This window comes from Blastococcus sp. SYSU D00868, from assembly GCF_054050575.1.
In genome coordinates this window covers 13723-37393 of record NZ_JBJGZO010000012.1, presented here as the reverse complement: position 1 = coordinate 37393, position 23671 = coordinate 13723, and the positions used below count along the sequence as shown (strand labels likewise).

At 77.6% G+C, this 23671-nt stretch carries 28 protein-coding genes and 1 riboswitch; of the genes, 11 read left to right on the top strand and 17 right to left on the bottom strand.

Features of this window, described 5'->3' with window-relative positions; translation table 11 throughout:
• The first annotated feature begins 37 nt into the window (after nt 1-37).
• On the top strand, nt 38-1054 hold the full coding sequence (locus ACI79F_RS12445) for a cobalamin biosynthesis protein (protein WP_456543162.1): 1017 nt from the start codon (nt 38-40) through the stop codon (nt 1052-1054).
• Nucleotides 1055-1081: 27 nt separating this feature from the next.
• On the opposite strand, the gene ACI79F_RS12440 is transcribed toward ACI79F_RS12445, so the two are convergent.
• The 9 genes from ACI79F_RS12440 to ACI79F_RS12400 all read right to left on the bottom strand — a co-directional run bounded on the left by ACI79F_RS12440 (nt 1082) and on the right by ACI79F_RS12400 (nt 9242).
• Nucleotides 1082-1801: a PIG-L deacetylase family protein gene (locus tag ACI79F_RS12440; RefSeq protein ID WP_456543163.1), complete on the bottom strand. Its 720-nt coding sequence runs from the start codon at nt 1799-1801 to the stop codon at nt 1082-1084.
• A 132-nt stretch (nt 1802-1933) separates the two neighbouring features.
• The gene (locus tag ACI79F_RS12435) at nt 1934-2617 is read right to left on the bottom strand and encodes a PIG-L deacetylase family protein (protein ID WP_456543164.1); all 684 of its coding nucleotides are present in this window, start codon (nt 2615-2617) and stop codon (nt 1934-1936) included.
• A 2-nt stretch (nt 2618-2619) separates the two neighbouring features.
• Entirely contained in the window at nt 2620-3186 is a 567-nt protein-coding gene (locus ACI79F_RS12430; RefSeq protein WP_456543165.1) for a hypothetical protein, read from the bottom strand.
• A 111-nt stretch (nt 3187-3297) separates the two neighbouring features.
• A complete protein-coding gene (locus tag ACI79F_RS12425) occupies nt 3298-4008 on the bottom strand; it encodes an HAD family hydrolase (protein ID WP_456543166.1) in 711 nt (236 codons plus the stop codon).
• Nucleotides 4005-5153, bottom strand: a complete 1149-nt coding sequence (wecB, locus tag ACI79F_RS12420) for a non-hydrolyzing UDP-N-acetylglucosamine 2-epimerase (protein WP_456543167.1) — start codon at nt 5151-5153, stop codon at nt 4005-4007. The genes ACI79F_RS12425 and wecB overlap by 4 nt, the downstream gene beginning before the upstream one ends.
• A complete protein-coding gene (locus tag ACI79F_RS12415; RefSeq protein ID WP_456543168.1) occupies nt 5150-6193 on the bottom strand; it encodes an ATP-grasp domain-containing protein in 1044 nt (347 codons plus the stop codon). The genes wecB and ACI79F_RS12415 overlap by 4 nt, the downstream gene beginning before the upstream one ends.
• Nucleotides 6190-7404: an exosortase/archaeosortase family protein gene (locus ACI79F_RS12410; RefSeq protein ID WP_456543169.1), complete on the bottom strand. Its 1215-nt coding sequence runs from the start codon at nt 7402-7404 to the stop codon at nt 6190-6192. The genes ACI79F_RS12415 and ACI79F_RS12410 overlap by 4 nt, the downstream gene beginning before the upstream one ends.
• On the bottom strand, nt 7401-8900 hold the full coding sequence (locus ACI79F_RS12405; protein ID WP_456543170.1) for a glycosyltransferase: 1500 nt from the start codon (nt 8898-8900) through the stop codon (nt 7401-7403). The genes ACI79F_RS12410 and ACI79F_RS12405 overlap by 4 nt, the downstream gene beginning before the upstream one ends.
• A 51-nt stretch (nt 8901-8951) precedes the next feature.
• The gene (locus ACI79F_RS12400; RefSeq protein WP_456543171.1) at nt 8952-9242 is read right to left on the bottom strand and encodes a hypothetical protein; all 291 of its coding nucleotides are present in this window, start codon (nt 9240-9242) and stop codon (nt 8952-8954) included.
• A gap of 61 nt (nt 9243-9303) precedes the next feature.
• Here ACI79F_RS12400 and yczR point away from each other — a divergent pair, with 61 nt between their 5' ends.
• The 4 genes from yczR (at nt 9304) to ACI79F_RS12380 (ending at nt 13557) form a co-directional block, all read left to right on the top strand.
• Nucleotides 9304-10755 (top strand): MocR-like transcription factor YczR, encoded by a 1452-nt coding sequence (gene yczR, locus ACI79F_RS12395; RefSeq protein ID WP_456543172.1) that lies wholly within the window; start codon nt 9304-9306, stop codon nt 10753-10755.
• 152 nt (nt 10756-10907) lie between these two features.
• Nucleotides 10908-11279: an ANTAR domain-containing protein gene (locus ACI79F_RS12390; protein ID WP_456543173.1), complete on the top strand. Its 372-nt coding sequence runs from the start codon at nt 10908-10910 to the stop codon at nt 11277-11279.
• A gap of 137 nt (nt 11280-11416) precedes the next feature.
• On the top strand, nt 11417-12058 hold the full coding sequence (locus tag ACI79F_RS12385) for a lysophospholipid acyltransferase family protein (RefSeq protein WP_456543174.1): 642 nt from the start codon (nt 11417-11419) through the stop codon (nt 12056-12058).
• Entirely contained in the window at nt 12055-13557 is a 1503-nt protein-coding gene (locus tag ACI79F_RS12380; protein ID WP_456543175.1) for a cobyric acid synthase, read from the top strand. The genes ACI79F_RS12385 and ACI79F_RS12380 overlap by 4 nt, the downstream gene beginning before the upstream one ends.
• A gap of 11 nt (nt 13558-13568) precedes the next feature.
• Here the strand turns inward: ACI79F_RS12380 and ACI79F_RS12375 are convergent, their stop codons facing one another.
• Nucleotides 13569-13955 (bottom strand): acyl-CoA thioesterase, encoded by a 387-nt coding sequence (locus ACI79F_RS12375; RefSeq protein WP_456543176.1) that lies wholly within the window; start codon nt 13953-13955, stop codon nt 13569-13571.
• Nucleotides 13956-14005: 50 nt separating this feature from the next.
• On the opposite strand from ACI79F_RS12375, the gene ACI79F_RS12370 reads away from it, so the two are divergent.
• Nucleotides 14006-14608, top strand: a complete 603-nt coding sequence (locus tag ACI79F_RS12370) for an MSMEG_1061 family FMN-dependent PPOX-type flavoprotein (protein WP_456543177.1) — start codon at nt 14006-14008, stop codon at nt 14606-14608.
• Nucleotides 14609-14647: 39 nt separating this feature from the next.
• On the top strand, nt 14648-15073 hold the full coding sequence (locus ACI79F_RS12365) for a VOC family protein (protein WP_456543178.1): 426 nt from the start codon (nt 14648-14650) through the stop codon (nt 15071-15073).
• Nucleotides 15074-15117: 44 nt separating this feature from the next.
• Here ACI79F_RS12365 and ACI79F_RS12360 read toward each other — a convergent pair whose 3' ends face one another.
• Nucleotides 15118-15315, bottom strand: coding sequence for a hypothetical protein (locus ACI79F_RS12360; RefSeq protein WP_456543179.1), 198 nt, complete (start codon nt 15313-15315; stop codon nt 15118-15120).
• Nucleotides 15316-15464: 149 nt separating this feature from the next.
• On the opposite strand from ACI79F_RS12360, the gene ACI79F_RS12355 reads away from it, so the two are divergent.
• Nucleotides 15465-16007 (top strand): type II toxin-antitoxin system PemK/MazF family toxin, encoded by a 543-nt coding sequence (locus ACI79F_RS12355; RefSeq protein WP_456543180.1) that lies wholly within the window; start codon nt 15465-15467, stop codon nt 16005-16007.
• A gap of 186 nt (nt 16008-16193) precedes the next feature.
• Here ACI79F_RS12355 and ACI79F_RS12350 read toward each other — a convergent pair whose 3' ends face one another.
• Both ACI79F_RS12350 and ACI79F_RS12345 read right to left on the bottom strand, forming a co-directional pair.
• The gene (locus ACI79F_RS12350) at nt 16194-16970 is read right to left on the bottom strand and encodes a maleylpyruvate isomerase family mycothiol-dependent enzyme (protein ID WP_456543181.1); all 777 of its coding nucleotides are present in this window, start codon (nt 16968-16970) and stop codon (nt 16194-16196) included.
• Between the two features lie 26 nt (nt 16971-16996).
• Nucleotides 16997-17644 (bottom strand): TetR/AcrR family transcriptional regulator, encoded by a 648-nt coding sequence (locus ACI79F_RS12345; protein WP_456543182.1) that lies wholly within the window; start codon nt 17642-17644, stop codon nt 16997-16999.
• A gap of 81 nt (nt 17645-17725) precedes the next feature.
• On the opposite strand from ACI79F_RS12345, the gene ACI79F_RS12340 reads away from it, so the two are divergent.
• Nucleotides 17726-18439 (top strand): class I SAM-dependent methyltransferase, encoded by a 714-nt coding sequence (locus ACI79F_RS12340; protein ID WP_456543183.1) that lies wholly within the window; start codon nt 17726-17728, stop codon nt 18437-18439.
• A 38-nt stretch (nt 18440-18477) separates the two neighbouring features.
• Here the strand turns inward: ACI79F_RS12340 and ACI79F_RS12335 are convergent, their stop codons facing one another.
• The 4 genes from ACI79F_RS12335 to ACI79F_RS12320 all read right to left on the bottom strand — a co-directional run bounded on the left by ACI79F_RS12335 (nt 18478) and on the right by ACI79F_RS12320 (nt 20677).
• Nucleotides 18478-18774 carry a hypothetical protein gene (locus ACI79F_RS12335; protein ID WP_456543184.1) on the bottom strand — a complete coding sequence of 99 codons (297 nt, stop codon included), beginning with the start codon at nt 18772-18774 and terminating at the stop codon, nt 18478-18480.
• Nucleotides 18775-18840: 66 nt separating this feature from the next.
• Nucleotides 18841-19893 carry an AbrB family transcriptional regulator gene (locus ACI79F_RS12330; RefSeq protein ID WP_456543185.1) on the bottom strand — a complete coding sequence of 351 codons (1053 nt, stop codon included), beginning with the start codon at nt 19891-19893 and terminating at the stop codon, nt 18841-18843.
• 47 nt (nt 19894-19940) lie between these two features.
• Entirely contained in the window at nt 19941-20234 is a 294-nt protein-coding gene (locus tag ACI79F_RS12325) for a transcriptional regulator (RefSeq protein ID WP_456543186.1), read from the bottom strand.
• Nucleotides 20231-20677, bottom strand: a complete 447-nt coding sequence (locus ACI79F_RS12320; protein ID WP_456543187.1) for a hypothetical protein — start codon at nt 20675-20677, stop codon at nt 20231-20233. Before ACI79F_RS12320 ends, ACI79F_RS12325 begins: the two co-directional genes overlap by 4 nt.
• 105 nt (nt 20678-20782) lie before the next feature.
• Nucleotides 20783-20907: riboswitch (cobalamin riboswitch) on the top strand.
• Nucleotides 20908-20977: 70 nt separating this feature from the next.
• Between ACI79F_RS12320 and ACI79F_RS12315 the strand changes: the two genes are divergently transcribed.
• Nucleotides 20978-23029 carry a putative cobaltochelatase gene (locus ACI79F_RS12315; RefSeq protein ID WP_456543188.1) on the top strand — a complete coding sequence of 684 codons (2052 nt, stop codon included), beginning with the start codon at nt 20978-20980 and terminating at the stop codon, nt 23027-23029.
• A 1-nt stretch (nt 23030) separates the two neighbouring features.
• Nucleotides 23031-23645 (top strand): cob(I)yrinic acid a,c-diamide adenosyltransferase, encoded by a 615-nt coding sequence (gene cobO, locus ACI79F_RS12310; protein ID WP_456543189.1) that lies wholly within the window; start codon nt 23031-23033, stop codon nt 23643-23645.
• Nucleotides 23646-23671 lie beyond the last annotated feature (26 nt).

Below are 23671 nucleotides of genomic sequence, written 5' to 3'. Positions count from 1 at the left end.
GGCGATCCTAGGGACGGGGCGTTGGCACGATGACCGCGTGCTGAGCAGCCGCCCCCACGACCGGGACCTGGCGACGGCGGCCGGCCTCGCGCTGGGCGCCGCCGCCGACCTCGTGTTCGCCGACCCGCGGCGGGGGCACCCCGTCGCCGGCTTCGGCACGCTGGCCGCGGCGCTGGAGCGGCGCAGCTGGCGGGACTCGCGCGCGGCCGGGGCGGGGTACGCCGCCGTCCTCGTCGGTGCGGCCGGCGGGCTGGGGCTCGTCCTGGACCGGGCCACCCGGCACCGGCCGGTGGTCCGCGCGCTGACCACGGCCACGGTCACCTGGACCGTGCTCGGCGGCACCTCGCTGGGCCGCGCCGCCCGCGACGTGTACGCGCCGCTGGTCGCCGGAGACCTGCCCGCCGCCCGCGCGCAGCTGCCGGCGCTGGCCGGTCGCGACCCCGCCGGGCTCGACGCGCGCGAGCTGGCCCGCGCCACGGTCGAGTCGGTCGCGGAGAACACCTCCGATGCCGCGGTCGCGCCGCTGTTCTGGGGTGCGGTGGCGGGGCTGCCGGGGCTGGCCGCCTACCGGGCGGTGAACACCCTCGACGCGATGGTGGGCCACCGGTCGCCGCGGTACGCCCGGTTCGGCTGGGCGTCCGCCCGCGCGGACGACGTCGCCAACTGGCTGCCCGCCCGGCTGACGGCGGCGCTCACGGTGGCGCTGGCGCCGGTGACCGGCGGGTCGGCGGGCGGCGCGCTGGGGGCGTGGCTGCGGGACGGCGCCGCGCACCCGAGCCCCAACTCCGGCCGGTGCGAGGCCGCGCTCGCCGGGGCGCTCGGTCTGCGGCTGGGCGGCCGCAACGTCTACGGCAGCCGGGTGGAGGTGCGCCCGCAGCTGGGCAGCGGCCGGCCGCCGGTGGCCGGTGACGTGCCGCGGGCGGTGCGGCTGTCGCGGGCGGTGTGGACCGCCGCGGCCGGGCTCGCGGTCGCGGGCCGCCTCCTCCGTCCCGGCGGATCGTCACCCGGCCGCCGTCCTGTCGCGTCGCGCGGCGACAGGAGCGCTGCGAGGTGACGGCGAGCGGGCGTCAGGAGAACGAGGTCAGGAGAGCGCGGTCACCGAGGGCGTGAGCTGCCAGGCGGCGGGCACCTCCGCGGCGGCGCCGCCGTGCACCGGGGCCAGGTCGAGCACGAGCCGGGTCGGCTGGAAGGCCTCGGCGTAGCCGATCCGGGCCTGGGCGCCCCAGTGCCGGGCCGAGGCCACGACCGCGTCCGGCTCCACCATCGCCGACAGCTCCACCTGGGTGGCGTGCGCGGCCAGCGCGGCGACCTTGCCGGAGAGGTGGGCGGTGACGTCGACGTAGACGGTCGGGGTGAACGACAGCGTCGAGGGGCTCTGGTAGTGCAGCACCCGGGGCAGCCGCCGGGCCGCGCCCAGCGTGGCCGAGGCGACGGCCCGGTGGTCCTGGTGGCTGTCGTCGGGGGCGTGCACGTAGACGAGGTCGGCGCGGGTGGCCCGCAGCACGCGCTCGAGCAGCCGCACGGTGGCGGAGTCCGGTACGACCTCGCAGTCGCGCAGGCCGCCCCACACGAGGCGGGCGCCGATCATGGCGGCGGCCCGCTCCTGCTCCGCGCGGCGCCCGGCGCCGCGGGCGCCGTCGCCCGGGCCGTTCTCCCCGCCGGTGACGACCAGCATCGTCACCGTGTCGCCGGCCGCGACGTGCGCCAGCAGGGCACCCCCGCAGCCGAGCTCGATGTCGTCGGGGTGCGCCCCGATGGCCAGGACGCTGAGTCCCGCGCCCCCCGTACCCGCGCCGTCCATGGCCAGGTGTCCTCCAGATCCCGCGGGCAGGTCCTCCTGCCCGTCACAGGTGCATCGGCACCCGGGTCGGTCGCCTGCAACGCAACGGCCCGGCCCTCCCCCCGAGGGGTGAGGACCGGGCGGTGGGTGGTGTCAGCCGGCCAGGCGCGGGGCCGGCACGAGGCGGTGCGCGGCGGGGACGTCGCCGGCCCGCCGGCGCGGCTGGGGCCGCATGTCCAGGACCATGCGGGTCGGCGCGAACGCCTCCGCGTAGCCGATGCGGGCCTGCGCGCCCCAGTGCCGGGCGGAGGCCACCACGGCGTCCGGCTCGACCATGGGCGAGTGCTCGACCTGCGAGGCGTGCGCGCCCAGGGCCTGCAGCTTGCCGGTGAGGTGCGCGGTCACGTCGACGTAGACGGTCGGCGTGAACGACAGGGTCGACGGGCTCTGGTAGTGCAGCACCCGCGACAGCCGCCGGGCCGCGCCCTGCGTCGCCGAGGCGACGGCGCGGTGGTCCTGGTGGCTGTCGTCGGGGGCGTGCACGTAGACGACGTCGGCCGCGGTCTCCGCCAGCACCCGCTCGACGAGCGCGACCAGCCGGGCGTCCGCGGTGAGCGTGCAGTCCCGCAGCCCGCCCCAGACCAGCCGGGCGCCGAGGGTGCGGGCCGCGACCTCCTGCTCCTGCCGGCGCGCGGGCTCGCCCGGGCCGGCCTCGCCGCCGGTCACGACCAGCACGGTGACCGCGTCGCCGGCGGCGGCGTGGGCGAGCAACGTGGCGCCGCAGCCCAGCTCGACGTCGTCGGGGTGGGCGCCGATGGCCAGGACGCTGCGCGGCATCGTCAGGCCGCGCCGGCCGTCGGGGTGCCCTCGGCCAGGCGGGCGGCCTTGCGGCGGAACCGGTACAGCACCGCCGCGCCGACCAGGCCGGCCGCGCCGAGGGCCACCGCGGTGCCGGTGCCGTTGCCGTCGGCCGGCAGCTGCGTGGTCGGCGGGCAGACCGGCCCGCTGTTCCTGCGGGCGGCGAGGTTGTCCCTGCCGAGGTGCCACATGGGACCGCCGCCGCGCCGCACGGTGACCGAGAAGACCCCGTGCTGGACGCCCGGGACGAACGTGGTCGGCTGCGGCTCCCCGTAGGCCACGGGAGTGACCTTGTTGGCCGGGCCGACCGGGATGTCCACCGATGCGCCGGTGCGGTTGTCGTACCCGAAGACGACGGTCCACGTGCCGTCGGCGTTGCTGCGGATGCAGTCGACCAGAGGGACGACGTCCGGCGGAGACGACCGGTCCGGAGCAGCCGACGCCGCGCCGGCGGTGAGGACGGTGGCCAGCGCAGCGAGCACCGCGATCACCCCGAGTCGCGCGAACCGCGCGCGGATGCGCGAGCCGGTACTGCTGGTGCCTGCCATGGCGTCGTCCCTCGTGCTCCGGAGCGGCCTCCCCGCTCCACCCCAGGGGGATCGGACGATCCGGACCCGACCTGGAGGGCCGAGCCGCGGAACTCACCCCATCGGGGTACGTCAGGCGGGGACGGCGGCGCCCAGCAGCCCCAGCGCGAGCGCGGCGGCGGCGGGGAACGAGTCGACGACGGCGTCCGCCCGGGGCTCGTCCGGCGCGGCCGCGTACTCACCCTGCCGGATCCGGACCGACCGCGCGCCGACGGCCGCGGCGACCGCGACGTCCTTGCCCGGCCGGTCGCCGATCACCAGCAGCCGGCCGGCGGGCACCCCCATCGCCTCGGCGAGGGCGAGCAGCCCGGCGGGGGCGGGCTTGCGGGCGGCCCGGCCGCCGAGGGTGTCGGTCACCAGCACGGCCGGCAGCAGCGGCCCGAGCCCGGTGGCCGCGATCTTGGCGGCCTGGATGACCGGGTTGCCGTCGGTGAGGCAGCCCAGCGGCGCGGCCGCGGCGAGCGCCCGCAGCGCCTCGGGCACGCCCGGGTAGGTCGGCAGCGAGGCCGGCTCGTGCCGGGTGAACGCGGCGACCAGCGGCGGCACCAGGACGGGCAGCTCGCCGGCGGGCACCCCGGCGGCCAGCAGCGCCCGGTCGATGGTGCCGCCGGCATCGGAGCCGGCGGCGAGCTCGCGCGCCAGGGCGGCCTGCACCCGCCCGCCGGCCAGCCCGGCCGCGGCGGCGGCCTCCCCCACCGCGGCGGCGGCGCCGGCCAGGTAGGCCGCCTGCGGGTACAGCGTGTCGTCGAGGTCGACGACGACGCCCAGCGGCGGGAGGGTCACCACGGCAGGCTGCCGTCGGTGAAGTCCGGCTCCTCGATGGCCAGCAGCGCGTCGGTGGCCTCGTCGGCGAGGATCGCGGCGACCTGCGGCCCCGTCGTCCCGTCGCCGTAGGGGCACGGCAGGGCGGCGGCGTGGGCCTGCCCCTCCGGGCTGGTGTGCCGGGCGGCGGCGGCGAGGACGGCGTCGGCGGCGGTGTCGTCGGCCAGCCCGGCCAGCGTGGTGGTGCCCGCCTCCACGCCCTCCCAGCGCGGGGTGGAGCCGCGGAGCACGACGACCGGCACGCCGAGGTAGGCCGCCTCCTCCTGCACGCCGCCGGAGTCGGTGACCGCGATCCGCGCCGCGGCCAGCGCGGCCAGCAGCTCGTCGTAGCCGATCGGCCCGCTCAGCGTGATCCCCGGGGAGTCGAGCTCGGCGTCCAGGCCGGTGGCGACCAGCCGGGCGGCGGTGCGCGGGTGCACCGGGAAGGTCACCGGGCCGACCTGCTCGGCCAGCGACCGGACGACGCCGACCAGCCGCTTGAGCCGCACCGGGTCGTCGACGTTGGTCGGGCGGTGCGCGGTGACCAGCACGCCGCGCCGCTGCGCGACCGGCACCGGGCGCACCCCGCGGGCCACCAGGGTGTCGACGACCGGGTTGCCGACCACGAACACCCGCTCGGCCGGCACGCCCTCCGCGGCGAGGAACGCCGCGGCCCGGCGGGTCGGGGCCAGGTGCAGCGCCGCCACCGCGGCGGCCACCCGCCGGTTGACCTCCTCGACGCTGCGCGGGTTGAGGCTGCGCAGCCCGGCCTCGAGGTGGGCGAACGGCACGCCCGCGCCGCGGGCGGCCAGCGCGTAGGCGGGCACGGTGTTGGTGTCGCCCAGCGCCAGGACGACGTCCGGCCGGAACCGGGCCACCGCGCGGGCCGCGTCGGCGTAAAGCGCGCCCAGCCGGCTCTCCGGCGAGTCCGTGGGCAGCGCGAAGCGCAGCGTCGGCGCGAGCCCGAGGGTCTCCTGCAGCTCGGTCGACAGCGCCGGGTCGGTGTGCTGGCCGGTGTCGACCACCTCGACGCGGTGCCCGGCGGCGGTCAGCGCGGCGACCACCGGGGCGAGCTTGACGACCTCCGGGCGGGTGCCGAAGGGCACCAGCACCGAGCGGCGGGTCATGCCCACACCCCCAGCGGGGTCGAGGGGTCGGGGACGGCGCTGCCGTCCTCGGCGGTGAACACCTCGGCGAAGTAGCGGCGCATGCTCACGCCCGGGGTGAACCACAGGTGGCCCAGCTGCCGGCCCGGCTCGCGCACGCCGGTCAGGTACGCGCTCACCACGTCGGCCCCGGCGGCCAGGGTCAGCGGCAGGCCGCCGGAGAAGCGCGGGTTGATCTCCACCACGGTGGCCCGGCCGTCGTCGGCGACGAAGCCCTGCACGTTGGCCGGCCCGGTCAGCCCGACGGCCTCCAGCGCGCCGGCGACCACGTCGGTGACCGCGGGCGAGTCGAAGGTGGTGCCCTTCACCGAGATGCCGGCCTTGGTCTCCTCCCGCCAGCGCGGGACGACGGTGAGCAGCTCGCCGGTGCGGGAGACCAGCGCGTCGGCGGTGAACTCGCGCCCCGCCAGCCGGGTCTGCGCGATGAGCGACGCGTCGGCGCGCAGCGCCTCGACGACCGCCGAGCGGGAGTCCAGCAGCCGCACCCCGCGGCTGCCCCGGCCGGCGCGCGGCTTGACGATCCACGGGCCGGGCACCTCGACCAGGCGGGCGGGGGTGTCGGTCGTGGCCGGGTGCGGCACGCCGGCCAGCCGCAGGGCCCGGGCGAAGGCCGACTTGTCGCAGCACACCTCGACGGCGACCGGGTCGGCGAACCAGGTGGCCACCCCGGCCCGGGCGAACCGCTCGGCGCCGGCGACGAGCGCGGGCAGCTCCTCGGCCACGGTGGGCACCAGCGCGTCGACGCCGTGCGCCCGCGCGACGCCCACCAGCGCGTCGACGAAGTGGGCGTGGTCGGCCCGCGGCACCAGCACGCCGGCGGTGGCCAGCGCGCAGCCGGTGGCCCGGGGGTCGGCGTCGGCGGCGACCACCCGGTGGCCGAGGGCCATCAGCCGGCGGACGACGGCGATCCCGGCCGGGCCGCCGGCGCCGGTGACCAGGACGGCGCCGGGCGAGGACGGGCCGCCGGGGGCGGCCGGCCGCGCGTCGAGGGTGGAGGTCACCGGGGCAGCTCCTCGTCGGGGGACGGTGCGGACGGGCGGGCGAAGCTGAGCTGCCGCCCGGTGGGGCGGCTGTGCCGGCCGGCCTGGGGCGACGGCGGGGGCGGCGGGGGCGGCGGGACGGCGAGGCGGGCGGCCGGGAAGGGGCCGGTGGTCTCGCCGGCGGGCGGCTCGCCGGCGTCGTCGGACCGGGGGCCGTCGACGTCGTGCTCGGGGCCGCGGGCGAGCAGCCAGCCGCGGGCCCACAGCCGCAGGGCGGCGATCCGCTGGTTGGTCACCGGCTCCCACTGGCGGGCCGCGACGGCCTGGGCCAGGCAGTCCAGGACGAGCGGGTCCTCGTCGTAGGTGGCGACGGCCACGAGCGAGGCGGTGTGCGCGCCGAGCCCGTCGGCGGTGAGCTCGCGGACGCGGGCGACGCGGGCCGCCGCGGGCAGGTGCCCGATGCGGTAGTCGATCCGCCCGCTCTCCCGCCGGGTCGCCAGCCGCCGGGACAGCCAGGCCGGGAACACGTAGCGGTGCAGCAGCCCGGTGACCGTCGTCCGGCGGCGGCGGGCCTCCCGGGCCTCCCCCTCCGGCGCGCGGTAGCCCAGGCCGGGGCGCGCCCAGCTGTCGGGGCGGCGGGCGGTGTGCCGGCCCTCGACGTCCTGCTCGGCCCGCTCGAGGGTGGGCAGGGTGATCCACACCATCAGCAGGAAGCCGCCCAGGGTCGCGGCGAGGTTCCACAGGGTGCCGACCCAGTCGTGGAACAGGACCAGCGCGCCGTCGCCCCACCAGAAGCCGGCCAGGGCCGACAGCAGCAGCCGGACGTGGTTGAGCACCAGCAGGACGGCGACGGCGAACAGCAGCCCGCCCAGCGCGTGCAGCTTGCGGCCGCGCAGCACGACCGCGGTCAGCGCGGTCAGCCCGAGCACCGACAGGATCGACGAGCACGAGGCCGTGACGACGGCGTCGATGATCCCGCCGTCCTCGGGGAACAGCAGCACGTGCCCGGGCACCAGCGTGGAGGCCCGGCCGGGGTAGATCCAGCCGACCACGACGCCCAGCACCCACGCCTCCAGCTCGCGCAGCGGGCCGGTCAGGTAGCGGAAGCCGACGAGGCAGATGGCGGCGGCGAGCAGCAGGTCCAGCGCGACGGGCAGCAGCCGGCGGGCGCTGCCGCGGCGGACCAGGCCCGCCCGGCGCGAGGCCGGCGGGGCGGCGGGGAGCGCGGTCACCGGTCGCCTCCCGGCTCGGCCGGCGGGGCGGAGAGGGCGAAGCTGCGCGGGCGGGCCGGGCCGCCGGGCGCCCCGACGGCGGCGGGAGGCGCGGCGGCGGCGGGAGGCGCGGCGGCGGGGACGGCGGCGGCGGCGGGGACGGCGGCGGCCGGGAGCGCCGCGGCCGGGCGGACGGTGGAGGTCGCGCCGGACCGCGTCGTCTTCACCCAGGTGTACGGGCGGCCGAGCATGCCGTCGACGTAGGCGCGGGTGGTGATCCACACCGACAGCGCGAACGAGGGCAGGAAGCCCAGCAGCCGCCAGGCCGACCGGCGCTCCACCCGGCCGATGAGCAGGCCCACGCACAGCTCGGCCAGCGGGCCGACGAACAGCAGCATCGACAGCGGCAGCAGCGCCACGGCCGGCAGGTCCCCGATGCCGAACGCGCGCAGCACGGTGAGCAGCAGGCCGAGGCCGCTGAGCACCGGCACGTGGTAGACGAGCAGGAACAGCGTCGTCTCGAACTTCTCGAGCAGGGAGAGGTGCGGCGACCGCATCAGCGGCCGCCAGTAGTCGCGCAGGCACTTCTGGTGCCCGCGGGCCCAGCGGTAGCGCTGCTTCCAGAACCGCTGCGCGGTGACGACCGCTTCCTCGTAGTCGATCGCCGAGACGTCGTAGCGGACCCGCTGGCCGGCCATGAGGATCCGCAGCGTGAGGTCGGTGTCCTCGGTGACGGTCTCGGGGTTCCAGCCGCCCAGCATCCGCAGCGTCGACATCCGCACGGCGCAGTTGGCGCCGCCGTAGGCCGGCAGCTCGAACAGCGCCTGGCGGCCGTACTCGTTGACCAGGTAGCCGGAGAGGTAGTCGACGAAGACCGTGGCGGCCATCGTCGAGTCCTTGCCGTTGCGGATCACGCAGCGGCCCATCACCGCGCCGACGGAGGGGTCGCGGAAGTGGCGCACCAGCCGGCGCAGCGCGGTCGGCTCCGGCTCGTGGTCGGCGTCGAAGACGAGCACGATCTCGGCGTCGACCAGGCCCAGCGCGTCGTTGAGCGCGCCGGACTTCCCGCCGCCGGAGCCGGCCGCGCGGTGCAGCACCCGCAGCCGCGGCTCGACCGCGGCCCACGCGTCCAGCTTCGCGCCGGTGGCGTCCTCGGAGCCGTCGTCGACGACGACCAGGGTCAGCCGGTCGGCCGGGTAGTCCAGCGCCAGCAGCGCCGCGACCATCCCGTCGACGACGAGCTCCTCGTTCTTGCACCCGACGAAGACGGCGACCTGCGGCGTGTAGCCGTCCAGCCCGACGTCGGCGGCGAGCAGGTCACGCTCGGCCCAGCGCGCCGCGGCGATGGCGAAGGCCAGGTGCCGGCAGAAGTAGATGCCGAAGACGACGTTCAGCGCGCCGGCGAGGACGCCGAGGACGGGGTCCACCCCGACGTACAGGCAGGCGCCGGTGAAGACGACCGCGTACGCCAGGAGGACGAGCGGCCGCCCCTCCGGACGTGCGCTGCCGTGGGCCACCGACCCCTCCTCCGGACGCGGGCACGCGAGCGGTGGAGCGGCCGCTCCACCTCATCGCTGCATCGGCAGCCCCGGCGCCGACCTCAAGCGGAACGCCGGACGCCGGACGCGGATCGCACCGGCGCCCGCCGGCGAGGCGGCCGCCGCCGGGCGTGCCGGGCGGCGGGTCAGGACGCCGCGCGGCGCCGGCGGCACGGGGAACCCGGCCGGGTCGACGCGGGCGTGGCTGGCCGGCGGGTCGGCCGGGCCGCGGCCGCCGCGCACCGCGACGACCAGGGTCGACACCGCGAGGGCACCGAGGCCGATCAGGACGAGCAGGACGAGGACACCACCGAGAGTCATGGGAGCAGGTTGGCACCGGATGGACTGGTCTTTCCCGGTCCACTCCGGCATGGTGGCCTGCATGCCACTGCACGCGGAACAGTCCACTCCGGCCCAGGAGCTGGCCAGTCTGGTGGGGCCGCTCGGGTCGGCGCCCGGGCCGCGGTACGTCGCGCTGGCCCGCCGGGTGCAGGAGCTGCTCGTCTCCGGCCGGCTCACCGCGGGCAGCCGGCTGCCCGCCGAGCGGGAGCTCGCCGCGGCCCTGGGCCTGTCCCGGGTGACGGTGGCCTCGGCCTACCGGGAGCTGCGGGAGTCCCGCTACGCCACCACCCGGCACGGCTCCGGCACCGTGACCGAGCTGCCCGACACCGGCGCCGCCTGGGGTGCGCCGAGCACCGACCCGCGGGTGCTCGACCTCGCGCACGCCGCCCTCGAGGCGGCGCCGCAGCTCACCGCCGCCTACCGCGGCGCGCTGGAGACCTTCCCCGCGTTCGCCGCCGGCCACGGCTACGCCAGCGGCGGGCTGCCCGAGCTGCGGGCCGCGATCGCCGACCGGTACACCGCCCGCGGCCTGCCCACCGAGCCCGACCAGGTGCTGGTCGCCGCGGGCACGGGCGACGCCACCGACGTCGTCCTGGAGACCCTGCTGCAGCCCGGCGACCGGGTGCTGGTCGAGCACCCCACCTACCCGGGCGCGCTGGCCGCGGTGGAGGCGCACGGCGGGCGGTGCCTGCCGGTCCCGGTGGACGCCGACGACCCCGACGCCGTCATCGGCGCCGCGCACCTGGCCGCCCGCCAGAGCAGCCCGCGGCTGGCCTTCCTCATGCCCGACTTCTCCAACCCCACCGGCGCGCGGCTCACCGCGGCCGGGCGCCGGCGGCTTGCCGCCACGCTGTGGCAGCAGGGGGTGCTCAGCGTCGTCGACGAGGTCAGCTCGGAGCTGTACCTCGACGACGGCCCGCTGCCGCCGTTCGCCGCCGGGCTCCCCGACGTGGCGACCGTGACCGTCGGCGGCCTGTCCAAGTCGGTGTGGGGCGGGCTGCGGATCGGCTGGGTGCGGGCCGACGCCGCCCTGGTCGGGCAGCTCGGCGACGTCCTGCGGCGGCGGCAGCTGTCGGTGGGCGCCCTGGACCAGCTCGCCGCGACCACCCTGGTGCGCGACCTGGACGCCGTCCTCGAGCAGCGCCGGGCGGTGCTGCGCGAGCGCCGGGACCTGCTGCGTGCCGAGCTCGCCCGGGAGCTGCCCGACTGGACCGTCCCCCGCCCGGCCGGCGGGCTGTCGCTGTGGTGCACCCTGCCGCCCGGCGTCAGCTCGGCGGCGCTGGTGGCCGCCGCCGCCCCGCTCGGGCTGCTGCTGGCCGAGGGCCGGGCGTTCGGCACCGGGCACGCCTTCGACGACCACCTGCGGCTGCCCTTCACGCGGCCGGCCGACCAGCTGCGCGCGGCCGTGCGCCTGCTGGTGCAGGCCGAGGCGGCCGTCCGCGGCGGCGCCGCCGGCCGGCACGCCGGCCACCGGGCCCTGAGCGTCGTCTGACCGGTCTCGCGCGGGGGTGCGCCCGGACCCCGGAGTGGTTACGGTTCCTCCACGGCCTCCCCGCCCCCTCGGGGCGGGGGCCGCGCGCGCAGGTCGAACTCACGGCCGAGCGCCCTGCCGCTGAGAACCAGCGGAGCCTCGTGGAGAACCACATGACCACCGTTCCCGCCCCGTCCGGGGCCCGCCGCCGCACCGTGACCGCCCCGGCGGTCCCCCCGCCGGCAGCCGATCCCGACCACCCCTACGCCGACCGCGTGCACGCGCTCGAGGTGGAGGTGGCGCAGATGCGGACGGCGATGGCCAGCCGCGCCGTCATCGAGCAGGCCAAGGGCATCCTCATGCTCCTCACCGGCTGCTCCGACCAGGTGGCCTTCGACGTCCTGACCCACATCTCGAGCACGACGCACCGCAAGGTGCGCGACCTCGCGGTCGCCATCACCGCCTCCGCCTGCGGCCGCTCGCCGCTGCCGGCCGACGTGCAGGACGCCATCCGCGACGTCTGCCCGCCGCCGCACGCCGGCTGAGCGGGCACCGCGCCGCCCGGTCGTCGGGCGCGACCGGGGCACCGGGCAGGATGCCGGGTGCCCCGGCCGCCGGCGCCGCCGGCGAGGGGGCCCGACGAGGGGGAGGCGCGCCGGTGCTCTACGGAGTCGCGAGGTTCGTGCTGCGACCGCTGTTCCGCGCCGTCTTCCGCATCCACGTCAGCGGGCAGCAGAACGTGCCGGCCACCGGTGCGGTCATCCTGGCGAGCAACCACCTGTCGTTCATCGACAGCATGGTCATCCCGCTGACCGCGCCCCGGCGGGTGCGCTACCTGGCCAAGGCCGAGTACTTCACGACGCCGGGGGTCGGCGGCTGGGTCACCCGGACGCTGTTCACCGCGCTCGGTGCGCTGCCGGTCGAGCGGGAGACCTCGCGGGCGGCGCAGGCGGCGCTCGACACCGCGCTGGGCGTGCTGCACGACGGCGACGCCTTCGGCATCTACCCGGAGGGCACCCGCTCGCGCGACGGCCGGCTGGCCCGCGGCAAGACCGGGGTCGCCTGGCTGGCGCTCACCGCGGACTGCCCCGTCGTCCCGGTGGCCGTGACCGGGACCGACCGGGTCCAGCCGGTCGGGGCGACCTGGCCGCGGCCGCACCGGGTGACGGTCTCCTTCGGCGCGCCGCTCACCTTCCCCGAGCACCGCGGCGCGGCGCGCAACGGCCGCGCCCGGCGGGAGGTCACCGACCGGATCATGCTGGCGATCGCCGGGCTCTCCGGGCAGGAGAAGGCCGGGTGGGGCGACCCGCGCGAGGCCGCGTGAGCGGCGCGCTGCTCGTCGCCGGCACCACCTCCGACGCCGGGAAGTCGGTCGTCACCGCCGGCATCTGCCGGTGGCTGGTGCGCCAGGGCGTCTCCGTCGCGCCCTTCAAGGCGCAGAACATGAGCAACAACTCCATGGTCACCCCGGACGGCGCCGAGATCGGCCGGGCCCAGGTGATGCAGGCGGCGGCCGCGCGGGTCGAGCCCGAGGCCGCGATGAACCCCGTGCTGCTCAAGCCGGGCGGCGAGGACTCCTCGCAGGTGGTGGTGCTCGGCCGGCCGGTCGCCGACGTGACCGCGCTGTCCTACCGGCCGATGAAGGCGGCGCTGCTGGAGCAGGTGCTGGCCTCGCTGGCCGACCTGCGCGCCCGCTTCGACGTCGTCGTGTGCGAGGGCGCCGGCTCCCCCACCGAGATCAACCTGCGCGCCGACGACATCGCCAACATGGGCCTGGCCACCGCCGCGCAGCTGCCCGTGGTCGTCGTGGGCGACATCGACCGCGGCGGGGTGTTCGCCGCCCTCTACGGCACGGTCGCCCTCATGCCGCCGGCCGACCAGCGGCTGGTCGCCGGGTTCCTGGTCAACAAGTTCCGCGGTGACGCGCGGCTGCTCTCCCCCGGCCTCGACGAGCTGACCCGGCTCACCGGCCGGCCGGTGCTCGGCGTGCTGCCGTGGCTGCCCGGCGCCGCGCTCGACGTCGAGGACTCCCTCGGCGTGCCCACCGGCGTCTCCTCGGCCGGCCCGCCGCACGGCGAGGACGTGCTGCGGGTGTCGGTGGCCCGGCTGCCCCGGCTGTCCAACTTCACCGACCTCGACGCGCTGGCCGCCGAGCCCGGCGTGCTGGTCCGCTACGCCACCCGGCCCGAGGAGCTCGCCGACGCCGACCTCGTGGTGCTGCCCGGCACCCGGTCGACCGTCGCCGACCTGCGCTGGCTGCGGTCGACCGGCCTGGCCGACGCCGTCGTCCGGCGGGCCGCCGAGGGGCGGCCGGTGCTCGGCGTCTGCGGCGGCCACCAGATGCTCGCCCGCACGATCACCGACGAGGTCGAGTCGCGGGCCGGCGCCGTCCCGGGGCTGGGCCTGCTCCCGGCCGACGTGGTGTTCGCGCCCGAGAAGACCCTCGGCCGGCCGGTCGGCACGGCGTTCGGGCGGCCGGTGCGGGGCTACGAGATCCACCACGGCGTCGTCCGCGTCGACGACGGTGCCGAGCCGTTCCTCGACGGCGCCCGGGCCGGCTCGGTGTGGGGCACCACCTGGCACGGCGCGCTGGAGGACGACGACTTCCGCCGCGCCTTCCTCGCCGAGGTGGCCCGCGCGGCCGGCCGGCGCTTCGTGCCCGCGCCGGACACCGCCTTCGCCGCCGTCCGCGAGGCCCGGCTGGACGCGCTGGGCGACCTGGTGGCCGAGCACGCCGACACCGACGCGCTGTGGCGGCTGCTCGAGTCCGGGCCGCCGGACGGCCTGCCGCTGCTGCCGCCGGGCGGCGCTGCCGCGCGCTGACCGGGTCGCGCTCAGCCGACCAGGACCGCCCGGACGTCGTCGGGCCACGGCGCCGACGCGCCGCCGACCGTGCACACGTAGGTGGTGCGCACCTCGCAGCACACCCGGTCGCCGACCCGGACGGCGAAGCGCAGGATCAGGCTGCTGCGGCCCAGCCGGTCGGGCTCGACGTCGACCTCCACCGTGTCGCCGTAGCGGGCCGACGAGCGCCACTCCTGCGCGCTGGCGACCAGGACGTACTCGACGCCCCGCCGGGTCAGCTCCTGCCACGGCAGGCCCCGGGCCGACCACCAGGCGTTGACCGCCTCGTCGGCGTAGACCAGGTAGTGGGCGTTGAAGACGATGCCCTGCTGGTCGCACTCGACGAACCGGACCGGCGCGCTCCACACCGCTGTCACCGCGGGGACGCTACCCAGGGGAGTCGGTGCGACGGGCTACCGTCGGCGCCGTGAGCACGCCCACCCAGGACCCGCTGGCCGCCTACCGCGCGCCGAACCGGATCCCCCTGGACAAGGTCATCGACCGGATCGACTCGCACTGCCGGGCGTTCGTCGAGATCTCCCCGTGGGCGACGCTCGCGACCGCCGACGCCGACGGCTGGCCCGACGTCTCGCCCCGCGGCGGGGAGCGCGGTTTCGTGAAGGTGCTCGACGAGCACCGGCTGGCCCTGCCCGACCGGCCGGGCAACAACCGGATCGACAGCCTGCGCAACGTGGCCGCCAACCCGCGGGTCGCGCTCATGTTCCTGGTGCCGCGGATCGAGGAGGTGCTGCGGGTCTACGGGACGGCGACCATCGTGGGCCCCGACGACCTCGGCATCGACCTGACCGAGTTCGGCAAGCCGCCGCTGTCGGTGCTCGTGGTCGACGTGCAGCGGGCGTACTTCCAGTGCGCGAAGTCGCTGATCCGCTCCGGCATGTGGGCCCCGGAGAGCTGGGGGGACCGCGGCGACTTCCCGGCGATCGGCAAGGTCTTCCGCGACCACTGCGACCTGCCCGCGCCGCTGCCGCCGGACGACGTCCTGCGGGCGGGGCTGCTGCCGGAGCTGTAGGGGCCGTCCTGTCGGTGCGGTGGCCTAGCGTCCCGGCGCATGGCGACCGAGTTCCAGGTGACGATCGACTCCGCCGATCCGCACGTCCTGGCCGACTGGTGGGCCGACGCGCTGGGCTGGGAGGTGGAGCCCAGCGACGAGGCGTTCATCCGGCGGATGGTCGCCGACGGGCACGCGAGCGAGGACGACACCACGACCCACCGCGGGGTGCTCGTCTGGCGGCTGGGGGCGGCGTTGCGCTCGCCGGACCCGGGCCGCCCGCGGGTGCTGTTCCAGCGGTCGACCGAGCCCAAGACCGGCAAGAACCGGGTGCACCTGGACCTGCACGTGGGCGCCGAGCAGCGCGAGGCCGAGGTGGCCCGCCTGCTGGCGGCGGGCGCGACCGAGCTCTGGCGGGCCGGTCAGGGGCCGCTGGAGTGGGTCACCCTGGCCGACCCGGAGGGCAACGAGTTCTGCGTCGCCTGAGGGTCGCCTGAGGGTCGCCCGAGGGAGGCCCGAGGGAGGCCGGCTCAGCCGGCGCGCAGGTCCCGCGCGAGGCGGCGGGAGGCGACGGTGCGCTCGGCGGCGGCCCGGCTGCGGCTGCGTCTGCGCCGGCGCTCGGTGCCGAGGTAGCGGGCGTCCTCCACCAACTGGAAGGCGGCCAGCACGCTGGCCTTCACGTCACGCGGGCGGAGAACGGGCGGCGGCACGGGCTCGGCCGAGGTCATGGGCCTCTCCTCTCGGGACCGGCCCCCCGACCGCTCCCTGGGCCATGGTGCCCCCCTATCGGCGTTCCCAACCAGATCCGTGACCGATTGATGCCGATGTGTCACGAGTGACACGTGGGGTAACGGCAACCGCCCCGTACGGTGCGGCCATGGCCTCTCTGGGACGGCGGCTCGCCGGGTTGCTGCGCACCGTGCTGGACACCGCTCCCCGGCCCAGCCGCGGCCGCCCGGCCGGTCCCGTAACCCGCACGCGCCGCGGCCCGGCCGCCCCGTCCGGCCGGGTCCGCGACCTGACCGGCGACCCCGGCGATGTCGACCTCGGCTACAGGCCGCACGACGACGGCCGGCCTGATCCCGGCGAGGTCGTCTGGGCGTGGGTCCCCTACGACGAGGGCGACGGCCGCGGCAAGGACCGGCCCGTGCTGGTCATCGGCCGCCGGGGCGGGTCGCTGCTCGGGCTGATGCTCACCAGCAAGGACCACGACCGCGACGCCGCCGACGAGGCCCGCCACGGCCGGGTCTGGATGGACGTCGGCACCGGCGGCTGGGACTTCCGCGGCCGGCCCAGCGAGGTGCGCCTGGACCGCCTGCTGCTGCTCGAGCCGGCCGACGTCCGCCGCGAGGGCGCCGCGCTCGGCCGCGCCGTGTTCGACGAGGTCGTGGCCGCCGTCCGCCGCACCCAGGGCTGGTAGCCGTGGGCACCGTCACGCGGCGGCGGGGAGCCCGTCCTGCTCTGCGGCGAGACGGCGTGCCAGGCATCGTGCCGGGAGGGAGTGACAGTTCCGCAGGTCAGCGGGGTGACGCGTTTCCGCGGAAGCGCTCACGCGGCGACGCTCCGGCGGGCACGTTCCCGCGGGAACGCTCCGCGGGACGCCGCGTCAGAAGGGGACCTGCCGGGCGAGCAGCCCCTCCCCTGCCCCGCGGCCGGACAGCAGCCGGCAGAACTCGACGGCGTCCAGCTCCAGGTCGTCGCCGGGGGCCGGGGTCCCCGACGTCCGCGACGTCCAGGTGCCGCCGGCCGGCCCCGTGAGGCGCAGCCGGAACGGTCGGCCGTGGCGGGCGGCCCACTCGGCGACGACGTCGGCGACCAGGACGCCGTCGTGGTCGCCGGTCAGCTCGGGCTCCCGGCCGGTGGCCCGGCAGACGTCCACGCGGTGCATCCAGGTGTCGCGGGTCAGGACGACGTCGAACAGGTACCCGAACGTCCACCGCTCGCGCGCGTCCCCCACCACCTGACGCTCGGGAAGCGGCAGCCGGCCCAGCGTCCGGGCGAGGCGGTGCCGGCCGCGGACCGCTGCCGGGCCCACCGCCGCCGTGCGCGCGACCAGCTCCGCCGTCGACAGCCCGGCCTGCTCCCGGACCTGCAGCGCGGTCAGCGCGTCGATGCCCCCACCGGCCAGCGTGGCGCGCGCGTTCTGCCGCAGCAGCGAGTGCAGCGAGGTGACCATCCCGGCCATCCCGAGCACGTGCCCGGCCATGGCACGGACGTCCCACCCCGGGCACTCGGTCGGCCGCGCCCACTCCTCCGGCTCCAGGTCGCCGAGCAGCCGGGCGAAGCGCTCGTACTCGGTGGCGGCGAGCCGGGCCGCGACGGCGCGGTCGAGGGCGGGCGCCCGCAGCCCGGGACGGGGCGGGGAGGCGGTGGCGGCGCTCATGGCGGGCTCCTCGGGGGATCGGCGGATCAGTCGGACGGGCGGACTCCGGGTGGGCCGAACTGCGACAGCCACATGGCCGTGACGACGGGCAGGGTCGACGTGAAGGCGCCGGTGGTGAACGGCTCGCCGGGCGCGTTGGCCAGCTGCTGGCTGATCACGCCGCTGGTCAGCACCGTGAGGGCGCGGAACGCGACGTCCAGGTCGGCGTCGGCGCCCAGGGCGCCGCGTCGCTGCAGGCCGGCCAGCAGCTCGCGCCCGCGCCGCGTGAGCTCGACCGCGGGCCGGTAGGCGGCCTCCGACGGCGCGAACCCGGGCACCGGGCGCCAGAACATCAGCGGCGCGTACGCGGGGTGCTCGACGGCCCAGCGGACGAAGGCGGCGGTGTAGGCGAGGACGTCGGCGGCGGCGTCCCCACCGCCGAGCGCGCGCTCGGCGTCGGCCATCGCGGCGCCCAGCTCCCGCCAGCCCCGCTCGAACAGCGCGTCGTAGAGGGCGTTCTTGCCGGCGAAGTAGCCGTACAGCGACGGCGGCCGGATGCCCATCCGGCGGGCGACCTGGCCGAGCGTCAGCCCGGCGACGCCCTGCTCGGCCATCACCCCGACGGCGACGTCGAGCACCTGCTCGATCGTCTCCTGCCGCCGGCGGTGCCGGCGGTCCGGCGCTGCCTCGACCACGGGCGCGAGCCTTCCCCTAACGCCGTTAGGAAGTCAACGCATCCGTAGGAATGCGGTTGACCGGGGCGCCACGCTGACCCCGTGGACGACGTCGAGGTCTTCTGGGCCGTGCACCGCGACCTCCCCCGCGAGGGCGTCGGCTCGGACGCGACCACCCGCGCCCTGCTCCGCCTGGCCGGCGTACTGCCCGGCCGCCGCGCGCTCGACGTCGGCTGCGGACCGGGCGCCGCGTCGCTGGTGCTCACGGCCGAGGGGCTCGACGTCGTCGCCCTCGACACGCACGGCCCGTTCCTCGAGCGGCTGCGCGCCGCCGCGGCCGGCCGGCGGGTGGCCCCGGTGCGCGCGTCGATGACCGCGCTGCCGGTCGCCGACGGCGCGGCCGACCTCGTGTGGTGCGAGGGCGCGGCCTACGTGATGGGCGTCGACGAGGCGCTCGCCGCGTGGCGGCGGGTGCTCGTCCCCGGTGGCGTCCTCGTCCTGACCGACGCCGGCTGGACCGACGTCCCGGCCTCCCCCGCCGTCCGGGAGTTCTGGTCCGGCTACCCGGGGATGCGCCCGGCGGGGGCGACGGCGGCGGCCGCCGAGGCGGCGGGCTACGCGGTGCTCGCCGTGCGCGAGCTGCCGGAGTCCGACTGGTGGGACGGCTACTACGGGCCGATGGCGGCCCGGCTGGCCGAGCTGGCCGGCCGCGGCGTCGACCCCGCCGCGCTGGCGCCGCACCGGGCGGAGATCGCGCTGCGCCGCGACCACCCGGCCGAGTACGCGTACTGGGCCTTCGTGCTGCGCCGGCGCTGAGTCCGGGCGCTGAGGCCGGGCGGGCGGCCGACGCGGGGTCAGCCGGCCGAGTCCTCGCGGCCGCGCGACCGCCCGGCCGTCTCGCCGCCGCCGCGCTGCCGCACCGGCGGGCGCAGGCGGTAGACCCCGGCGGAGCCGGGCAGCACCTGCAGGTCGTAGCGGCTGACCACCTTGGGCCCGTCGTGCAGGTGCACGTGCGTCACCGTGGGCAGCGGGTCGCCGTGGCGCGCCGGGCGCACCTCGACCCGGCCGTCGAGCGGGCCGCCGACGAACAGCAGCACGGTGTCGTCGGTCTCCTGCTCGGACAGCTCGCTCGACCTCCTCGCGTCGGACACCCGGTCGAGGGTAGGCGCCCCGCGCGCCGCGGGGTGGCCGTCCACACCCCTCGGAGGTGCGGGGCGTCACGCGCCGCGGCGCAGCCAGCGGGCGATCAGCGGCGCGGTGCCGAGCATCACGAACAGCCGCAGCACCTGGACGGCGAGGACGAAGGTGGCGTCGGCGCCGCCCTCGGTCGCCGTCGCCAGCACCGCGTACAGGCCGCCCGGGGTGGTCGCGAGGTAGGCGTCGAGCGGGCTGACGCCGGTGGCCGTGGCGAGCAGCACGCCGAGCCCGGCGCTGGCCAGCACCACCCCGGCGATCACCGCCAGCGCCACCGGCAGCGCGCGGCCGATGGTGCGCAGGCTGGCCCGGTCGAAGTTGACGCCCACGTTGAGCCCGATGAGGACGAACGCGGCCGACCCGAGCAGCGCCGGCACCCCCGCGCCGCCGGCGAGGCCGGAGAGGTCCAGGGCGGCGGCGACGACGAGCGGACCGAGCAGCGCCGGCACCGGCACGTGCAGCAGCCGGGCCAGCACCAGCCCGGCCAGCGCGCAGCCGGCGGTGAACAGCAGCCCGGCCGCCCAGCCGGAGCCCGCGTCGTCCGAGGGCAGCGCACCCGTCCCCGGCTCCGCGCCGTAGACCGCCGTGGCGGCGACCGGCATGAGCAGGACGATGAGCAGCACGCGCAGGTACTGCAGGACGGCGACCATCCGGTCGTCGGCGCCCAGGTCGCGGGCCATCGCGGTGATGCCCGACGCGCCGCCGGCGATCATCGCGAAGGCGCCGGTCACCGGGCTGATCCCCGGCTGCAGCCGCAGCAGCAGGCCGGCGACCAGGCTCAGCGCCAGCGTGCCGAGCACGACCAGCAGCACCGGCAGCCAGTCCTCGGCCAGGGCGGCGAGCGTGTCGAGGTCGACCAGCGAGCCGATCGAGACGCCGAGGGTGGCCTGCGCCGCCATGACCGCCGGCCGCGGGAGGACCAGCCGCCGGCGGCCGGCCAGGCCGCGGACCAGGCCGGCGAACAGCCCGCCGAACAGCGCGGCCGACGGCAGGCCCAGCACCCCGAGGACGGCGGTGGCGGCGCCCGCCCCGCCGAGCACGAGGGCGGCGTCACCCCACCGCCGCGCTCCGCTCACCGCTCCCACTCTGCCCCGCGGCGCGGCCGGGACCGCGGGGGTGTCGCTCACACCCCGGTGATGCGGCGCAGCTCGGCCACGTGGGCGTCGAAGGCGCGCCGGCCGTCCTTCGTGAGCGAGAGGCTGGTCCGCTGGCGCGAGGCGACGGTGGCCTTCTGCACCTTCACGTAGCCCGCCTCCTCCAGCTGCTTGACGTGCTTGGACAGCACCGAGTCGCTGACCCCGACCGCGTCCCGGACGGCGGCGAACTCCATCAGGTCGACCGCGGCGAGCAGCCCGCAGATCTGCAGCCGCGGCGGCGGGTGGATGACCGCGTCGAAGTGCGGGGCGACCGCCGTCACAGCCCGCTCCGCAGCTCCGCGACGTACCGCCGTCCCCACACCCGGCCGAGCACGCCGACCGTCAGTCCGAGGACGGCGCCGGCGACCACCATCGCCCAGTGCTGGTCGAAGCCCTCCGCCAGCACGAACGCCGGCACGAGCACCACGAGCACGAACGCGGCCCAGCCGGCCATGAGCCGGGGCGGGGTGTTCACCCAGACGCCGGTGATCCGGCGGTAGGCGGTGACCAGCGCGCCCATCCCGGCGCAGAAGACGACCAGCGCGGGGAAGGTCACCCACAGCGAGTCGAGCGCGTAGGACGACAGGAAGCCGAACAGCAGCAGGCCCAGCGCCACGTCGTACCACCACGGCTGCAGGACCCGGTCGGCCAGCGCCGCGCGGTCGGCGGACAGGGCCGCCAGCTGCGCGGCGGCGGTCTCGCGGTCGATCTCGTTGCTTTCCATGTCGGAAAGAGTGCCCGGTCACTTTCCACTTCGTCAAGTGATGGCCTGGCTGTCGGCTCGGCGGTCCGCCGTGGTGAGATGACCGGGCCACAGCGACGGCAGTGGAGGAAGCCCGGTGCGACTCCGGCGCGGTCCCGCCACTGTGACCGGGGAGTCCGACCCCCTCGCGTGCCACTGCTCCGCGGAGCGGGAAGGCCGGGGCCGGGCGCTGATCCGGGAGCCAGGAGACTCCCGCCGTCGTCCCTGCCACCTCCGGGCGTGGACACCCGGGGAGAGGACCAGTGCGATGCGGGCTCCCGCGTGACCTATCCCTTCAGCGCGGTCGTCGGCATGGCCGACATGCGGCTGGCGCTGCTGCTCAACGCCGTCTCCCCCGCGATCGGCGGGGTGCTCGTGCGCGGCGAGAAGGGCACCGCGAAGTCGACGGCGGTGCGCGCGCTGACCGCGGTGCTGCCGCCGGTCGCCGTCGTCGCCGGGTGCCGCTTCGCCTGCGACCCGGCCGCCCCGGACCCGGGCTGCCCCGACGGCCCGCACGACCCCGGCGCCCCGGCGACCACCCGGCCCGCGCGGCTGGTGGAGCTGCCGGTGGGCGCCGCGGAGGACCGCGTCGTCGGCTCGCTGGACCTCGAGCGCGCGCTCACCGAGGGCGTCAAGGCGTTCGAGCCGGGCCTGCTGGCCGCCGCGCACCGCGGGGTGCTCTACGTCGACGAGGTCAACCTGCTGCACGACCACCTGGTCGACCTGCTGCTGGACGCCGCGGCGATGGGCACCGCCTACGTCGAGCGCGAGGGCGTCTCGGTGCGGCACGCGGCCCGGTTCCTGCTGGTGGGCACGATGAACCCCGAGGAGGGCGAGCTGCGCCCGCAGCTGCTCGACCGGTTCGGGCTGACCGTGGAGGTGGCCGCGCCCCGGGACCCCGCCGAGCGCGCCGAGGTGGTCCGCCGGCGGTTCGCCGCAGACGCCGACCCGGCCGGCTTCGCCGCCGCCTGGGCCGACGAGGAGGCGGGGCTCGCGGCGCGGATCGCCGACGCGCGGGCGCGGCTGCCGCACGTCGTCCTCGGCGACGACGCGCTGCGCCAGGTGACCGCGGTCTGCGCGGCGTTCGACGTGGACGGGCTGCGCGCCGACCTGGTCACCGCCCGCGCCGCGATCGCGCACGCCGCGTGGAGCGGGCGGGACGCCGTCACCGAGGACGACGTCCGGGTCGCGGCCCGGCTCGCCCTGCCGCACCGCCGCCGGCGCAACCCCTTCGACGCACCCCGCCTCGACGAGGACACCCTCGAGCAGGCCCTGGCCGACGCCCGCCCCGACGAGCCCGAGGACCCGACCGACCCCGAGCCGAACGGCGACGGCCCGGACGGCGGCGGCCCCGACGGCGGTGGCACGCCCCCGCCCGGCGGCGCGGGCGGCCCGGACGCGAGCGGCGGCAGCGCTCCCCCGGCGGCCGACGGCGGCGACGACGGCAGCGGAGCCGCTGGAGCGCAGGAAGCGGCACCGAGCGACTCCGCTCGGGCGCCGGAGCGGGCCGCGGTCGCGCCCGCCGACCCGTTCCGCACCCGCCGGCTGGAGGTGCCCGGCATCGGCGCCGGCGCGGCCGGCCGGCGGTCGCGGGCGCGGTCCGAGCGCGGCCGGGTCGTCGGCGCCACCCGCCCGGCCGGCCCGGTCACCCGCCTGCACCTGGCCGGCACCGTGCTCGCCGCCGCCCCGCACCAGCGGGCGCGCGGGCGCACCGGCCCCGGGCTGCGGCTGGCCCGCGAGGACCTGCGCCAGGCCACCCTGGAGGGCCGCGAGGGCAACCTCGTGCTCTTCGTGGTCGACGCCAGCGGCTCGATGGGGTCGCGGGCGCGCATGGGGGCGGTCAAGGGCGCCGTCCTCTCCCTGCTGCTGGACGCCTACCAGCGCCGGGACAAGGTCGGGCTGGTCACCTTCCGCGGCGGGGACGCCGACCTCGCCCTGCCGCCCACCTGGTCGGTCGAGGCCGCCGCCGCCCGGCTGCGCGAGCTGCCCACCGGCGGGCGCACCCCGCTGGCCGCCGGCCTGCTGCGGGCTCACGAGGTGCTGCGCGTGGAGAGGGTGCGGGAGCCGCAGCGCCGTCCGCTGCTCGTCGTCGTCACCGACGGCCGGGCCACCGGCGCGCGGGGCAGCGACGCGGTCGGGCAGGCGCACCGCGCCGCCTCGCTGCTGGCCGCGGCCGGGACGGCGAGCGTCGTCGTCGACTGCGAGTCCGGGCCGGTGCGGCTCGGGCTGGCCGCGCAGCTCGGCGTCCACCTGAGCGCGCAGACCCTCCGGCTGGAGGAGCTGGCCGCCGAGACGCTGGCCGGCACGGTCCGCGCGGTGCGAGAGGCGGCCTGAGGTGCCCCAGGGGAAGGTCGCCGTCACCCCGGACGACGGGCTCACCACCAAGGCCCGCCGCAACCGCCCGCTGCTCGTCGTGCACACCGGCGAGATGAAGGGCAAGTCCACCGCCGCGTTCGGCATGGCCATGCGGGCGTGGAACCAGGGCTGGTCGGTGGCGGTCTACCAGTTCGTCAAGAGCGCCAAGTGGCGCGTCGGCGAGGAGACCGCGCTCACCGCGCTGGGCCGGCTGCACGAGCAGACCGGCGAGGGCGGGCCGGTCGTCTGGCACAAGATGGGCAGCGGCTGGAGCTGGTCGCGCCGGCAGGGCACCGAGGTCGACCACGCCGCCGACGCCGCCGAGGGCTGGGCGCAGATCAAGCGCGACCTCGCCGCCGAGGCGCACCGCTTCTACGTGCTCGACGAGTTCACCTACCCGATGACGTGGGGCTGGGTGGACGTCGACGACGTGGTGCAGACCCTGACGGACCGCCCCGGCACCCAGCACGTGGTGGTCACCGGCCGCGACGCGCACCCCGCGCTGGTCGAGGCCGCCGACCTGGTCGTGGAGATGACCAAGGTCAAGCACCCGATGGACGCCGGCCAGAAGGGCCAGCGGGGGATCGAGTGGTGAGCGGAGCGGGCCGGGCTGGGCGGGCG

Coding starts and splice junctions, on each gene's coding strand:
- ACI79F_RS12440 (WP_456543163.1), bottom strand. CDS start 1,801: ATGGACGGCGCGGGTACGGGGGGCGCGGGACTCAGCGTCCTGGCCATC.
- ACI79F_RS12435 (WP_456543164.1), bottom strand. CDS start 2,617: ATGCCGCGCAGCGTCCTGGCCATCGGCGCCCACCCCGACGACGTCGAG.
- ACI79F_RS12430 (WP_456543165.1), bottom strand. CDS start 3,186: ATGGCAGGCACCAGCAGTACCGGCTCGCGCATCCGCGCGCGGTTCGCG.
- wecB (WP_456543167.1), bottom strand. CDS start 5,153: ATGACCCGCCGCTCGGTGCTGGTGCCCTTCGGCACCCGCCCGGAGGTC.
- ACI79F_RS12400 (WP_456543171.1), bottom strand. CDS start 9,242: ATGACTCTCGGTGGTGTCCTCGTCCTGCTCGTCCTGATCGGCCTCGGT.
- yczR (WP_456543172.1), top strand. CDS start 9,304: ATGCCACTGCACGCGGAACAGTCCACTCCGGCCCAGGAGCTGGCCAGT.
- ACI79F_RS12390 (WP_456543173.1), top strand. CDS start 10,908: ATGACCACCGTTCCCGCCCCGTCCGGGGCCCGCCGCCGCACCGTGACC.
- ACI79F_RS12365 (WP_456543178.1), top strand. CDS start 14,648: ATGGCGACCGAGTTCCAGGTGACGATCGACTCCGCCGATCCGCACGTC.
- ACI79F_RS12360 (WP_456543179.1), bottom strand. CDS start 15,315: ATGACCTCGGCCGAGCCCGTGCCGCCGCCCGTTCTCCGCCCGCGTGAC.
- ACI79F_RS12355 (WP_456543180.1), top strand. CDS start 15,465: ATGGCCTCTCTGGGACGGCGGCTCGCCGGGTTGCTGCGCACCGTGCTG.
- ACI79F_RS12350 (WP_456543181.1), bottom strand. CDS start 16,970: ATGAGCGCCGCCACCGCCTCCCCGCCCCGTCCCGGGCTGCGGGCGCCC.
- ACI79F_RS12320 (WP_456543187.1), bottom strand. CDS start 20,677: ATGGAAAGCAACGAGATCGACCGCGAGACCGCCGCCGCGCAGCTGGCG.